A 14,140-nucleotide genomic window follows, 5' to 3' on the forward strand; every position below is an offset into this window, starting at 1 on the left:
TTGATTATGAAAGAACGCATAAATAAGCTGGCCAGGGGCATCGTCGATCTGGCCTGCCCCGAGCTTCGTCTCAGCGATACGGCCTTCCACGGCATGGTCTGCGCGGGCGAGACCTTAAAACTGGATCTGACCCTGACATCTGAGAATGGCATCCTTCTGAAGGGCCTGATCTACTCGGACAGTCCATATGTGACGATTCAGAAGAATACCTTTCTCGGACTGCGTACCCGCATCAGTGCGCTCGTCGACGCACGTGCGCTGGAGGATGGCGATCATATCGAGGGGGGACTGTGCATCGTATCAAACGGTGGAGAAACACGGATTCCGTTTGCCTTCGAGGTTCGTTCCTACGCATCGGCCGAGGTGATTCCGGGCTTACGTACGCCGGAAGACTTTGTAAAGCTGTATCAGACAAACGGGGGCGCGGCTCTCCGTGTATTTGAATATGATGATTTCGTCCGTGCACCGTTTATGAACGATGCACGTTTTCGTGCGCTCTATGATGGCCTCCGGAAGGGGCCGGACAGGGTACATGCACTCGAGGCCTTTCTGTATGCCATCCGGTATCCGAAGCAGGAGACGACGACACGGATGCCTCGTGCAGAGAGTGGGTGCACGAAGGAGACATTGAACAGAGCAGACGTACCGGTGGAAGCGCTGGAGGACGCGGAGCTCATCGAGGAGGCGGCCGGCTGCTGTATACGTGCAGGTGCGACGACGGAGCTGGCGTTTCGGATCTATCAGCGGGCGATCGAGATGCAGTCACAGATCACCCGGCTGTACGAGTACTATATGTATGCGATGCCGAAGGGCTACCAGGGGCGTCTGCCACGCGAGGTCTATCTCTACTTCGCCTATGAGTACGATATCCCGGAGAACATGAAGCTGCCGCTGTTCTATAACGTCGTGATGAACTTCGGCGCGGAGGAGGATATCTATCAGCGCTTCGAGAAGAAGATCCAGAAGTTCACGATCGACCAGCTGCTGAAGTCGGCCTTCGACCAGCGTCTGAGTGTGCTGTATGAGCGTATGGTCCTCGTGGATATGGTGGACGAACGGATCGGTACGGTACTGCCGGCGATTCTTCGCGCCTATCGCGTGTCGACCAGCGACCCGCGGATGCGCTATGTCGTCGTGCGCTACCTGGAGCTTCAGCGGGAGGAGCTCTATCCGCTGAAGGAGGGGAGTGCGTATATTCCGCTGTTCTTCGAGAACAGTGTGCTGCTGTTCCAGGATGCGTACGGAGACCGTTACACGGATATCAGCTATGAGAAGACCCGGATCATGGAGAAGCCGGAGCTCGAGAAGCGCTGCTTCCAGGTGGTGCCGGAGCAGCCGATGCTGAAGCTTGCCCGGGCACGGCGCATCGCACGAAATGGTATCCAGAGTGCGGAGGAGCTGCAGCTTCTCGAATCAGTGATACACGAGATGCCACTCGCCGGACCATACCGCGCCTATCTTCTGAATGTGATTCTGAGATATCTTGATAAGCTGCGGGACTCGGCCACGGAGCTTAGTGAGGAGGAGAAGCAGTTCCTTGCGGAGATTCCTCAGCAGGAGCTCGACCACAGTGAGCAGAAGATGCTGCTTCAGATACTGATCCGACAGAATATGTTTGAGGAAGCCTATCGCCGGATGCTGTCGAGCGGTGAGCGTGATCTGGATCGTCCGTACCTCGAGAAGCTGGTACGAAGCCTTGTCGCCTCGGAGCGTCATACGCGTTCAGCGGAGCTCATGGATCTCGGCTACGATCTGTTTACGCTCGGCACGAAGGATAGGACGATCCTGCGTTATCTGATGGAGTACTACAACGGTCTGTCCGGGGATATGCTGGCGATTCTGCTGCGTGGACAGAAGCTGAAGGCGGACGGGCAGCGGGAGATGGCGGAACGTCTGCTGGCGCAGATGCTGTTCAGCCGGACCGAGCAGGGGCTCGACGATGTATTCGAGCTCTACCGGAGCTTCCCGGATGCGGAAAATGTGCTGCTGCGTGCCTATATCACGAAGCGCGCGGTGGATTACTTCATCGATGGTCGGGTGATCCGGGAGAAGGTGTTCTCGGATATCTATGGCATCGTGCGGGATGAGCGCTATAAGGAGCGTGTCCCGGTGATCTATCTGCTGGCGATGTCGAAGCACATGTCCGAGCAGAAGGATCTGAACGGAGAAGAAAAGCTCGTGCTTCAGGATACGATGGACTATCTGATCCGGAAGAAGCTGATTTTTGCATATACGAGAACGCTGTACCGTTTCGTGCGGATTCCGGACAGCGTGATGGACCGGTACTATATCGAGTACCATGGTCATAAGGATATCCGCCCGTCTCTGTATCTCCGTATCCTCCCGGATCAGGGGGATTTCGAGGAGGAAGAGATCGTGAGAATCTATCAGAATATCTATGTGCGTCCGGTGACACTGTTTGCCGGAGAGCGCGCAGAGTACCAGATCTATGAATCTACGAAGGACCAGGTGCCGGCGACCAGTGGCAGCATCGCCTGGGACGGTACCGTGCGCCTGAAGGGGGACACCTACGATATTCTGAGCGAGATGTCTGGACTGATCGGAAAGGACCAGGATCAGGAGTTATACGAGGCCATGCACCGTTATGTTCGGAATGAAGCCGTCATCGAGGCCCTTTTCACGAAGGAGATGACGGAAGCGAAGAGTGTGGAGTAAGGAGAGCAGTTCTGTGAGTCGATATATAGGAATTTCATTGGACGATGACTATACGAATGTCTGTATCAATGATGAGACGGTAACGAAACCGCTGCCGACAGTCATCGCCAAACATAAAAAGGACGATCGCTGGACGGTCGGAGAGGAGGCCTATAAGGAAACCCTCGCCGGCTATGGTGTGATCGTCGATAAACTGGTCAGCCTGCTCGAAAAAAACGGGACGGCCACCATCTCGCGCGTGAAGTATACGGCGATCGATATCGTCTATCATTACTTTCAGGAGCTCCTCCGGACAGAGGAGGATCCGAGCGAGGAGGATCGAAGCGGAGACATCGTCGTCGTCACGATCCGAAAGGCAAGCCGCGACATGGTGGAGAAGCTGCAGGAGGCCATCCTCCGGACCGGTGTCCGGGAGGAGAACCTGCACATCATCAGCCATACGGAAAGCTTCGCGCATTTCGTGCTGCACCAGGATTCCAGCCTTTACAATCGTAAGGTGGGCATGTTTGAATTAAATAATCAGTGTCTCTGCTACTATGAGATGCATGTATCCCGCGGAACCCGTCGCTTCGCGCTGCTTGGTTCGGAGGCAGAAACGGAGGCCTTCAACCTCGATATCCTGAAGACGACCTCCGGCGGGAAGATCGCCGACCGGATACTGACGACCGTTGCGGAGCGGACACTGGGGAAGGACGCCTACTCTGCGGTCTTTCTCTGCGGGCGCGGCTTCCGGGATACGAATTTCGCGACGAACTTCATGAATTTCATCTGCAATCGTCGCCGTGTGCTGATCGAGCCGGGACTCTTCTGTATCGGTGCAGAGATTCATGCCCGGAACATCGATGAGGGAAAGAGCGAGGAGTACACGATTCTCTGCGATACACGCGTGCGTGCGGATATCTCTGCACGTGTCGTGATCAACGAGAAGGAAGAAAATCTGCCGATCGTCAAGGCCGGTACGAACTGGATGGACTCGAGAACCTCCTATGAGCTGATCGAGGACGACCAGGACTACATCGATTTTCAGGTCACCTCCCTCGCCCATCCACGTCGTCCGATCCGTCTTCGCATGATGCTCGACCTCTTCCCGAAGCGGGAGAACCGTACGACGAGGATACGCATGTCGACGGAGTTTGTGGATGCGGAGACCCTCCGCGTCACCGTACAGGATCTCGGCTTCGGTGACCTCTTCCCATCCAGCGGACAGGAAATCACCGAGGAGATCGACCTCGCGGACAAGGTTTAAATAAGGCGGGAAATATGGGCTTATTACTATGTACAAGGTGTGCACAGCACCCGTTCTACTATGAAAAACTGGATATCAATCTCTGGTCGATCCAGGAGCTTTCCTATGTGATCTACCACTATCCGATCATGCTGCCGACCGATCTCGTGGACCGGAAGCTGAGTGGCTGGATCCGTGATGAGCTGCACATGGGTATCCTCGCCGCGAAGCTCGAGCAGTACATGGGCTCCGGTGAAGGTGGAGAGCTCCAGGAACGTCTGCTGCTCATGATTCTCCGTGAGAGCAACTACTACACGCAGCAGGAGATCAGTTACTTCGAGACCGAGTACAGGCGTCTTCGTCACATCGATCGTGACCAGTTCTATGATCTGCTCGGCGATGCATACTTTCACATGGGCCGCTATGGCCGGGCGATCGAGGCCTATACCGAGTCGCTGCACTATCAGGACAGCATGCTCGTCAAGATGAAGCTCGGCAGTGCCTGCGTGACGGTCATGCAGTTCCGCCGTGCATCGGATATCTTCGAGCAGGTCTTCGTCGAGACCGCGGCGATGGAACCGCTGCGTAAGCTCTACTTCATCTCGAAGCTCGAACCGTCCGTCAAGACGATCGAAAAGTATATCGACCATATCGATACGGAAATGCTTGCAGATTGGGAGCTTCAGTATGATAATGTACTGACACAGGCAGAGGATTCCGAGCATGTCCGCCAGATCGACGACGTCTACCAGCGGGATCGCAGCGAATTCCGGAAGGAAGCGAAGCTCTGGCTGGTTAAGTGGAAAAAGGAATACCGCGAGAAGGTATAAAAGAAGTGGCGTCTCCGCCCTGCGGAAGATCAGGTAGTGCAGACGACCGGAACACCATCACCCATCTCAGAATATAGATAGAAGAAGGAAATGATTATGAAAGAACTTGCAAAGCAGTACAACCCGGAGGAGGTTGAGGACCGCATCTATGACATGTGGCTGAAGGGCCACTATTTCCATGCGGAGGTCAACCCGAACAAGAAGCCGTTTACCATCATGATGCCGCCACCAAACGTTACCGGTCAGCTGCACATGGGCCATGCCCTCGATAACACACTGCAGGATTCCCTGATCCGCTGGAAGCGTATGCAGGGCTATGAAGCACTGTGGCAGCCGGGCAGTGATCATGCGGCGATCGCAACGGAGGTGAAGGTCACCAATCAGCTGAAGGAGAGAGGCATCGATAAGCATGCGCTCGGTCGTGAGGGCTTCCTGAAGGAGGCCTGGAAGTGGAAGGAGGAGTACGAGTCCAGAATCGTCAACCAGCTCCACAAGATCGGCTCCAGCGCCGACTGGGACAGACTTCGTTTTACCATGGACGAGGGCTGCACACACGCCGTTCAGACTACCTTCATCAATCTGTATAAGAAGGGCTATATCTATAAGGGCTCCAGAATCATCAACTGGTGTCCGGTCTGCCACACTTCCCTCAGTGATGCAGAGGTAAACCACGAGGAGCAGGAAGGTCACTTCTGGCATATCCTCTATCCGCTGGCGGATGGTTCTGGTCAGATCGAGATCGCAACCACCCGTCCGGAGACTCTGCTCGGTGATACCGCCGTCGCCGTCAATCCGGAGGATCCGCGCTATAAGGACATGATCGGCAAGATGGTGAAGCTTCCGCTTACGGATCGTGAGATCCCGATCGTCGGTGATGAGCATGCGGATATGACCTTCGGAACCGGTGCTGTAAAGATCACACCGGCACACGACCCGAACGACTTCGAGGTCGGCAAGCGTCACAATCTGCCGGAGATCACGATCCTGAACGATGATGCGACCATCCACTGCCCGGGATCGAAGTATGATGGCATGGACCGTTATGAGGCACGAAAGGCCATGGTACAGGATCTGACCGATCTCGGTCTGCTGGTGAAGGTCGTTCCGACGAAGCATAATGTCGGTACCCACGACCGCTGTGGTACCACGGTCGAGCCGATGATCAAGCCGCAGTGGTTCGTACGTATGGAGGAGATGGCGAAGCCGGCGATCAAGGCCATCGAGACCGGCGAGCTCCAGTTCGTTCCGGAGAACTACAGTAAGACCTATCTTCACTGGCTTGAGAATATCAAGGACTGGTGTATCTCCCGTCAGCTCTGGTGGGGACACCGTATCCCGGCTTACTACTGTGAGGACTGCGGTGAGATGGTGGTCGGGACCGAGGCACCGGAGAGCTGCCCGAAGTGCGGTGGACATCACTTCCGACAGGATGAGGACACCCTCGATACCTGGTTCTCCAGTGCACTCTGGCCATTTGAGACCCTTGGCTGGCCGGAGGATACCCCGGAGTACAGATACTTCTATCCGACGGATGTACTCGTGACCGGCTACGATATCATCTTCTTCTGGGTAGTTCGTATGGTATTCTCTGGGCTCGAGCAGACCGGTAAGGTTCCGTTCCATAAGGTCCTGATCCACGGACTCGTACGTGATGATCAGGGACGGAAGATGAGTAAGTCGCTCGGCAACGGTATCGATCCGCTCGAGGTCATCCGGAAGTATGGCGCCGACGCCCTTCGTATGACCCTCCTCACCGGTAATGCACCGGGTAACGACATGCGTTTCTACTGGTCGAGAGTCGAGGCCTCCAGAAACTTCATGAATAAGGTATGGAATGCGTCCCGCTTTATCATGATGAACCTCGATAAGGCAGATCTTCCGGAGACGATGCCGGCGAACCTGACCATGGCGGATAAGTGGATCCTCAGCAAGGTGAACAGCCTCGCTGCCGATGTGACCCGTAATCTGGAAGCCTTTGACCTCGGAATCGCCCTCGATAAGGTACAGAACTTCATCTGGGAGGAGTTCTGTGACTGGTACATCGAGATGGTGAAGCCACGTCTCTGGAACGAAGAGGATGAGACGAAGGCAGCCGCTCTCTGGACACTGAAGCATGTGCTGATCACGTCGCTGAAGCTTCTGCATCCGTTCTGCCCGTTCATCACCGAGGAGATCTTCGATACCCTCGAGAACCCGGAGACACCGCTGATGTGTCAGTCGTGGCCGGAGTTCAGTGAGACACTGAACTTCCAGGAGGATGAGGCGGAGATCGAGACCATCAAGGAAGCCGTACGTTCGATCCGTAATGTTCGTACGAATATGAACGTTGCACCGTCCAGAAAGGCGATGACCTACGTTGTGACCGAGAACGAGCGCGTAAGAAAAACGTTCGAACATAGTAAGGTATTCTTCGCTACCCTCGCCTATGCATCGGATGTTATAATTCAGAGTGATAAAACAGGCATCGCAGACGATGCCGTAACGGTAGCGATTCCGGATGCGGTGATCCATATCCCGTTTGCGGATCTCGTTGACATCGCAAAGGAGATTGAGCGTCTCGAGAAGGAGAAGCAGAAGTGGGAAGCAGAGATCCGTCGTTCCACCGGTATGCTGAACAACGAGCGCTTCACTTCGAAGGCACCGGCAGAAAAGGTAGAGGAGGAGCGTGAAAAGCTTCAGCGGAATACTCAGCTTCTTCAGCAGGTGACCGAGCGTCTCGCTGCCCTCAGAAAGTAAACGTGGGAGGAAACAGATCATGAAACGTACACATATAGTGGGTGTCGCTCTGGCACTGGCCCTTTCGATGACTGCGCCAGTGGCAGCTATGGCGGCCGAGCACCCTGCAAGCGCGGTCGAGCTTCAGGAGGTAGCTGCGACACAGAAGAGCAAGTTCGCCTGGGAGAATACCGGGACGAGCTGGCGTCTTCTGTATCTGACACCGTCCAGCACACAGTGGACCTACGCCCATAAGTGGGTACAGATCGGTGCGAGCTTCTACTATTTCGACGAGCAGGGCGATATGGTCGAGGGCTGGTTCCAGGATGCGAGCGGCCGCTGGTTCTTCGCACAGTATGATAACATGGCCCGGAACAACCCGGATGCCGGAAAGGTCATCAGCGGCTGGGCACAGATCCGGGCGACGAACGGAAGTATGCAGTACTACTACTTCGGAAGCGATCCGACGACCGGCATTCCGAGCGGTATGTATGGAAGTGATACGGCAGGCTACTATAAGAGCTATATCATCGACGGTCAGGAGTACCAGTTTGACTCGAACGGTCACTGCGTACAGACGATGATAGGCATGGCGAAAACCTACGGACGCAATCGAACGGAAGTAAGTGATTTATAAGGATGAAGGCAGGAAGCGGATGAGGCTCCGAAAATCCGGAGCGCTCGAGGCTCCCTGCCTTTTCGGTATCGGGACAGGCAGGATATATGAAGATTAATCTGATTGTTGTGGGAAAGGTGAAGGAGAAGTACCTCCGGGATGCGATCCAGGAGTATGCGAAGCGGCTGTCTGCATACTGTGATCTCAGCATCATCGAGGTTGCGGATGAGAAGACACCGGAGCATGCGCCGGAGACGGTGGAGGCCCGGATCAAGGAGACCGAGGGGGAGCGTATCCTCGCGAAGATCAGTGATCGGAGCTATGTGGTCGCGCTCGCCATCGAGGGGGATATGCTGAGCTCCGAGCAGCTGGCGGAGCGGGTGCAGGAGCTGATGCTGCGCGGACGCTCGGACATCAGCTTCATCATCGGCGGTTCACTGGGACTTAGTCCGGCCGTGCTGAAGCGTGCGGACAGAAAGCTCAGCTTCAGCCGCATGACCTTTCCGCACCAGCTGATGCGGGTGATCCTGCTCGAGCAGGTGTACCGTGCGTTTAAGATCAATGCGCACGAGCCATATCATAAATAAAAAGGACCCATGAGGGTCCTTTTTAAATGGCATTTTCCTGTACGAGCGTCTGGTGGATAAGCTTTGGAACTTCGTCCTTCGGCACGTCGAAGATGATGGAGAGCTCCATATAGAGGATGTTTTCAGCCTGCTCGAGGTAATGAATATCTAGGTCCTCCTTCTTTTCAAATTCTTCTCCATTCGTCCTTTCCAGCGAATGAGACGCACGCCTTCGGGGCGGTGCGCATTTGCAGTTAACCATAATTTACATATAGTTTATATCAAAAATTCCTTTTCGAAAAGTCAGTTTCACACAATTTAATTGCATTTCGTTGTGATGGTGGTGACAGTTTAGGCTGGGGACCCGGAGGGGCGGCAACGGAGTCACAGTACTCCGAGATCGGTGAACTCTAAGCCGTGGCCCCTGCCTGCCGAAGCCGTGATGCCGTCTTCTTGCGAAGAATGGGGGATTTATGTATACTCTACCCTGTTGATGATCATAAAGGAGATTATTATGAACCTGCTTCAGAGTTTATATGCGCGTTACAAGGAAATCGTGCACTACCTGATCGTCGGGGTGCTGACGACCGTGGTGAGTCTCGGGGTCTACTATGGGCTCGTGCTGACGGTGCTGGATCCGGGGAATCCGCTGCTGCTGCAGCTGGCGAATATTCTGTCCTGGGTCGCGGCGGTGACCTTCGCGTATTTTATGAGCCGGAAATTCGTGTTTGAGAGTCACAGTACGAAGATGCGTGCGGAGGCGGCCCGCTTTTACATGTCACGTGTGGGCACACTGCTGCTCGATATGCTGATCATGTTTGTGACGGTGACACTGCTCGGCATGAATGACAAGCTGGCGAAGCTGCTGGTGCAGGTGGTCGTGACGGTGCTGAATTATATTTTCAGTAAGTTTCTCGTGTTTGGGAAGGCGAAGGATGAAGCGCCGTGATGGCCGGAAGCCTGTTCGTTCATACTGTGGATATGAGGATATTGAGGTCTGCATGGCGCCGGAAAAAGACATGCATAAAGGAGCTGTAAGATGGAAAAGCACAGTAAGCAGGGCAGGAGAGCCTGCCTGATCGCGTTTGTCGTCCCGGTCGTGGCGATGATTCTGATTTTTATTTTCCGGGGGATCTTTCCGTTCGGACAGGAAACCTTTCTGCGTACCGATATGTATCATCAGTATGCGCCGTTTTTCTCGGAGTTTCAGTATAAGCTCCATCATGGCGGTTCACTGCTGTACAGCTGGGATGTCGGTCTCGGCATCAATTTCAGCGCGCTCTACGCCTACTATCTCGCGAGCCCGCTGAACTGGCTGCTGCTCCTCTGCCCGAAGGGACTGATCCTCGAGTTCATGACCTATATGATCGTCGTGAAGATCGGGCTCGCAGGTGTTGCGATGTGCTGGTACCTGCGTCGCCGCTTTCCGCAGCAGACACTCGGCTGCAGCTTCATCGCGATTCTGTATGCGCTGTCCGGCTATATCTCTGCGTACAGCTGGAATCTCATGTGGCTCGACTGCATCATCCTGTTTCCACTGATCATGCTGGGGTTCGAACGTCTCGTGCGGGGGGAGAGCGCGATGCTTTATGTGATCGCACTGGGACTCTCGATTCTTTCGAATTACTATATTTCCATCATGACCTGCATCTTCATGGTCATCTACTTCATCTGTCTCAATGTTCTCGAGGGGATCGGAGATGCACGTGTCGTGGGACTTCGTGTCCTGCGCTTCGGGATCTACTCTCTGATCGCGGGCGGACTGGCAGCGGTGACACTGCTGCCGGAGATCTATGCGCTGCAGATGACGGCGTCGAGTGACGTGAACTTCCCGCAGACCGCAACGCAGTACTTCACGATCATCGATATGTTCGCGCGGCATATGCCATTCGTTGAGACGGAGCAGGGCCTCGATCACTGGCCGAACATCTACGCCGGCGCACTCGTGTTCCTGCTGCTGCCGCTGTACTTCATGAACCGGAAAATCGGGCTTCGGGAGAAGATCGTAAACGGCCTCCTGCTCGTTTTCTTCTATCTGAGCTTCAGCGTCAACATCCTGAATTTCATCTGGCATGGCTTCCATTACCCGAATTCACTTCCATGTCGCCAGAGTTTCATATATATTTTCCTTATCCTCGTGCTCTGCTACGAGGCCTGGCTCGATCGGGCAGCCTCCTCTGCGAGGGAGGTCAATGCTTCCTTCGGGATGGCCATCGCGTTTCTCCTCGTCACGCAGAAGGTCGTGACGGATGATGCGATCCACTTCAGTGTGTTCTATCTGAGCGGTCTGTTCGTGCTTCTGTACTACGGCTTCCTCTATACCGAGCGGACACGCACGAAGAGGACACATCGCTGGACGGCCATCGCGATGCTGGTGGTCGTTTCCGTGGAGGCAACCCTCAACATGGCCGTGACCTCGGTGACGACGACCTCACGTACGGCGTATGTCAGTGACAATCAGGATGTCGAAAAGCTCGTGCAGGCCGTTCGTGCAGAGGATGACGGCTTCTACCGCTTCGAGAAGATCACGCGGAAGACGAAGGACGACGGTGCCTGGATGAACTTCCCGAGTGTATCGCTCTTTTCATCGACGGCGTACGCTCACTGCTCGGATTTCTTCAAGCGTATGGGCATGGAGTCCTCGACGAACGCCTACTCGATCACCGGCTCCACGCCGCTCATGAATATGCTGATGTCTGTGAAATACGACATCTACTCCGAGGAACCGCAGGCACTGGGAGAGATGGGACTGAGCTATATCGCGAGCTCCGGTATGACCAGTATCTACCAGACAGAGTTCGCACTGCCGCTCGGCTATATGCTGCCTGGGTCGGCGCTGGATGCCTGGGATACCCATGCCGGCACGCCGGCACTGGCGCAGAACAGTCTGTGCGAGGCCCTCGACTGTGCACCGGTCATGGACAGTGTGCTGGGTGAGTTCTATGACGCGGACTACAGCTTCACGGCTGATCAGGCAGGGGAGTACTATGCCTACGTGAACAACGCGGCGGTGAAGCAGGTAAGCGCGAATTACGGCTACACCGAGAAGAGCTTCAACAATGTCGACCGCGGGTATCTTCTGGAGCTCGGCTATCTTGAGGCTGGCGATACCGTGACCCTGCACAGTAAGACCGAGGGGCAGAGCGTGTCGGCGGATGTATATCGTTTCGATTACAACGCGCTGCGCGCGCTGCAGGATGTGCTGCAGGACGAGAGCCTGGAGCTCACGAGCTGGAAGGATACGAAGCTTTCCGGGACGATCACGACGGAGAAGGGTGGCGTCATGATGACGAGCATCCCGTATGATCCGGGCTGGAAGATCTTCGTGGACGGTGTGGAGACCGACATCACCGAGGTGAAGGATACCTTCCTCGGGGTAGAGCTCACGCCGGGCACGCATACGATCGAGCTGCGCTTCATGCCGCAGGGCCTCGTCCTCGGCGGCCTCATCACGGTGCTCAGCCTCGTGATGCTGCTGGCGATCTGGCTGATCACACGGCGCTTCGGACTGCTGAGCGACGGGCTCCGGGAATATGAGGAGCTGACGCAGGAGGATGAAGATGCTGATCCGTCTGCGACCACGGAACATGCGGTCGTAGAGGACGACGAAGCAGCTGTGTTCGAGGAGGAACTTCAGGCGGAGGATGACCTGAATACAGCGGCGCCTGCGGATGGTGACGATGCGACGCCGGAAGCATTGGCAGAGGATACGAACGGAAACGAAGACGATGCGGATCTCGAGATCATCGCAATTCATGAAGAATAAAGGACGGGAAACGTCCGGAGGGGGAAATTATGAAGCTTTGGGGTGGACGATTTACAGAGGCGGAGGATCAGCGGACGGAGGAATTTAACGAGTCGCTGAGCTTCGACAAGCGGATGTACCGGCAGGATATCACGGGCTCGATCGCACATGCGGAGATGCTCGGACGGCAGGGGATCATCTCGCAGGAGGACAGTGCGGCGATCATCGCAGGTCTCAAGGGGATCCTGCAGGATATCGAGGACGGGAAGCTCGTCATCGAGGGTGACGCCGAGGATATCCACAGCTTCGTCGAGGCGGAGCTGACGGAGCGCATCGGGGAGCCGGGCAAGCGTCTGCATACCGGACGGAGCCGGAATGACCAGGTGGCGCTCGACATGAAGATGTATACGCGGGACCACATCGATGAACTGATTGGGCATATGCAGGCGCTGCTTGATACGGTCGAGGGGATCATGGCGGAGAACCGGGCGAGCTATATGCCGGGCTTCACGCATCTCCAGAAGGCCCAGCCGACGACGCTGGCGCACCACATGGGCGCGTACCGTGCGATGTTCCTGCGCGATGTCAGCCGGCTCGGGGATACCAGGGACCGACTCAATGAGTGTCCGCTCGGTGCCGGTGCCTTCGCCGGGACGACCTACCCGCTCGACCGCGACTTCACTGCGCGGAAGCTCGGCTTCCGGAAGCCGACCGAGAACTCGATGGATTCGGTGTCGGATCGTGACTATCTCCTCGAGTACCTCTTCGATCTCGCGACGATCCAGATGCACCTCAGCCGTCTCAGCGAGGAAATCTGCATCTGGAACTCGAACGAGTATAAGTTCGTGAAGATCTCGGACAAGTATTCGACGGGCTCGAGCATCATGCCGCAGAAGAAGAATCCGGATATCGCGGAGCTGATCCGTGGCAAGTCCGGTCGGGTATATGGTGCGCTGATGAGTCTCCTGACGGTGATGAAGGGGCTGCCGCTCGCCTACAATAAGGATATGCAGGAGGATAAGGAGCTCGCGTTCGACGCGATGGATACCGTGCAGAATTCGGTGATTCTCATGAAGGATATGCTGGCGACCATGAGCTGGAACCGGGCGCGGATGGAGGAGTCGGCGAAGCTCGGCTTCACGAATGCGACGGATGTGGCGGATTATCTCGTGCGGAAGGGTGTGCCGTTCCGTACGGCGCATGGCATCGTCGGGGAGCTGGTGCTGCTCTGTGAGCAGAAGGGCTGTGCGCTAGATGATCTGACGATCGATGAGTATCATACAGTATGTGACGAGATCGATCCGGATATTTATGAGGCGATTTCGCTGGAGACCTGTGTGCGGAACCGGAAGACGCTGGGCGCGCCGGGGGCACTGCTCGAAACTACGAATGAATGAAAGAGCCCGGAGGGCCGGCAACAGAAGCACAGTACTGCGAGCTCGGAAAAATCTAAAATTCCACCCCTAAGAAGTACTAGGCCCTCTGCAATCACTGAGTTTTCTTTATGAAAACTCAGCGTTGCAGAGGGTGCTAAGGAAAATCACTCCAAGTACTTCTAAGGGGTGGAATTTTGATTTTTCACGACCTCTTCGTATGGCTTCTGTTGCCGGTCCTCCGGGCCATATTCATTTGCAAGGTGTATATTAATGAGTTATATCGGCCATAATATACATTTGATATGCATAAAAACGGAAATTAATACATTTTTTAATGCATAAATATACAAATTTGCGCTTGCAATCTGTTTTTTGATGGCGTATGATAACG

The 14,140-nt window shown here is 55.2% G+C and carries 10 protein-coding genes; 9 read left to right on the plus strand and 1 reads right to left on the minus strand.

Going from position 1 to position 14,140, the window contains the following annotated elements:
• The first annotated feature begins 6 nt into the window (after positions 1 to 6).
• The 6 genes from ACK8P7_RS01930 (at position 7) to rlmH (ending at position 8,649) form a co-directional block, all read left to right on the plus strand.
• Complete coding sequence (locus ACK8P7_RS01930; protein WP_410042532.1) at positions 7 to 2,676, plus strand: DUF5717 family protein; 2,670 nt, start codon at positions 7 to 9, stop codon at positions 2,674 to 2,676.
• Positions 2,677 to 2,713: 37 nt separating this feature from the next.
• Positions 2,714 to 3,922 (plus strand): DUF5716 family protein, encoded by a 1,209-nt coding sequence (locus ACK8P7_RS01935; RefSeq protein WP_410042533.1) that lies wholly within the window; start codon positions 2,714 to 2,716, stop codon positions 3,920 to 3,922.
• A gap of 14 nt (positions 3,923 to 3,936) precedes the next feature.
• Positions 3,937 to 4,731, plus strand: a complete 795-nt coding sequence (locus ACK8P7_RS01940) for a hypothetical protein (protein WP_410042534.1) — start codon at positions 3,937 to 3,939, stop codon at positions 4,729 to 4,731.
• Positions 4,732 to 4,827: 96 nt separating this feature from the next.
• Entirely contained in the window at positions 4,828 to 7,467 is a 2,640-nt protein-coding gene (locus ACK8P7_RS01945; protein ID WP_410042535.1) for a valine--tRNA ligase, read from the plus strand.
• Positions 7,468 to 7,486: 19 nt separating this feature from the next.
• Entirely contained in the window at positions 7,487 to 8,083 is a 597-nt protein-coding gene (locus ACK8P7_RS01950; protein ID WP_410042536.1) for a cell wall-binding protein, read from the plus strand.
• An 86-nt stretch (positions 8,084 to 8,169) separates the two neighbouring features.
• Positions 8,170 to 8,649 (plus strand): 23S rRNA (pseudouridine(1915)-N(3))-methyltransferase RlmH, encoded by a 480-nt coding sequence (rlmH, locus tag ACK8P7_RS01955; protein ID WP_410042537.1) that lies wholly within the window; start codon positions 8,170 to 8,172, stop codon positions 8,647 to 8,649.
• A gap of 22 nt (positions 8,650 to 8,671) precedes the next feature.
• On the opposite strand, the gene ACK8P7_RS01960 is transcribed toward rlmH, so the two are convergent.
• Positions 8,672 to 8,890, minus strand: coding sequence for a hypothetical protein (locus tag ACK8P7_RS01960; protein ID WP_410042538.1), 219 nt, complete (start codon positions 8,888 to 8,890; stop codon positions 8,672 to 8,674).
• Between the two features lie 252 nt (positions 8,891 to 9,142).
• Here ACK8P7_RS01960 and ACK8P7_RS01965 point away from each other — a divergent pair, with 252 nt between their 5' ends.
• The 3 genes from ACK8P7_RS01965 (at position 9,143) to argH (ending at position 13,770) form a co-directional block, all read left to right on the plus strand.
• A complete protein-coding gene (locus tag ACK8P7_RS01965) occupies positions 9,143 to 9,577 on the plus strand; it encodes a GtrA family protein (protein WP_410042539.1) in 435 nt (144 codons plus the stop codon).
• Between the two features lie 90 nt (positions 9,578 to 9,667).
• A complete protein-coding gene (locus tag ACK8P7_RS01970; RefSeq protein WP_410042540.1) occupies positions 9,668 to 12,394 on the plus strand; it encodes a YfhO family protein in 2,727 nt (908 codons plus the stop codon).
• Between the two features lie 29 nt (positions 12,395 to 12,423).
• Positions 12,424 to 13,770: an argininosuccinate lyase gene (gene argH, locus ACK8P7_RS01975; RefSeq protein WP_410042541.1), complete on the plus strand. Its 1,347-nt coding sequence runs from the start codon at positions 12,424 to 12,426 to the stop codon at positions 13,768 to 13,770.
• Positions 13,771 to 14,140: the final 370 nt, after the last annotated feature.

Origin of the sequence: Oribacterium sp. P9 (assembly GCF_046365365.1) — a bacterium.
In the GTDB taxonomy this organism is placed as follows: domain Bacteria; phylum Bacillota; class Clostridia; order Lachnospirales; family Lachnospiraceae; genus Oribacterium.

Excerpts from the sequence above, each read along its gene's own strand:
- ACK8P7_RS01960 (WP_410042538.1), bottom strand. The coding sequence starts at position 8,890 with ATGGTTAACTGCAAATGCGCACCGCCCCGAAGGCGTGCGTCTCATTCG.
- ACK8P7_RS01945 (WP_410042535.1), top strand. The coding sequence starts at position 4,828 with ATGAAAGAACTTGCAAAGCAGTACAACCCGGAGGAGGTTGAGGACCGC.
- rlmH (WP_410042537.1), top strand. The coding sequence starts at position 8,170 with ATGAAGATTAATCTGATTGTTGTGGGAAAGGTGAAGGAGAAGTACCTC.
- argH (WP_410042541.1), top strand. The coding sequence starts at position 12,424 with ATGAAGCTTTGGGGTGGACGATTTACAGAGGCGGAGGATCAGCGGACG.
- ACK8P7_RS01940 (WP_410042534.1), top strand. The coding sequence starts at position 3,937 with ATGGGCTTATTACTATGTACAAGGTGTGCACAGCACCCGTTCTACTAT.
- ACK8P7_RS01950 (WP_410042536.1), top strand. The coding sequence starts at position 7,487 with ATGAAACGTACACATATAGTGGGTGTCGCTCTGGCACTGGCCCTTTCG.
- ACK8P7_RS01965 (WP_410042539.1), top strand. The coding sequence starts at position 9,143 with ATGAACCTGCTTCAGAGTTTATATGCGCGTTACAAGGAAATCGTGCAC.
- ACK8P7_RS01930 (WP_410042532.1), top strand. The coding sequence starts at position 7 with ATGAAAGAACGCATAAATAAGCTGGCCAGGGGCATCGTCGATCTGGCC.
- ACK8P7_RS01970 (WP_410042540.1), top strand. The coding sequence starts at position 9,668 with ATGGAAAAGCACAGTAAGCAGGGCAGGAGAGCCTGCCTGATCGCGTTT.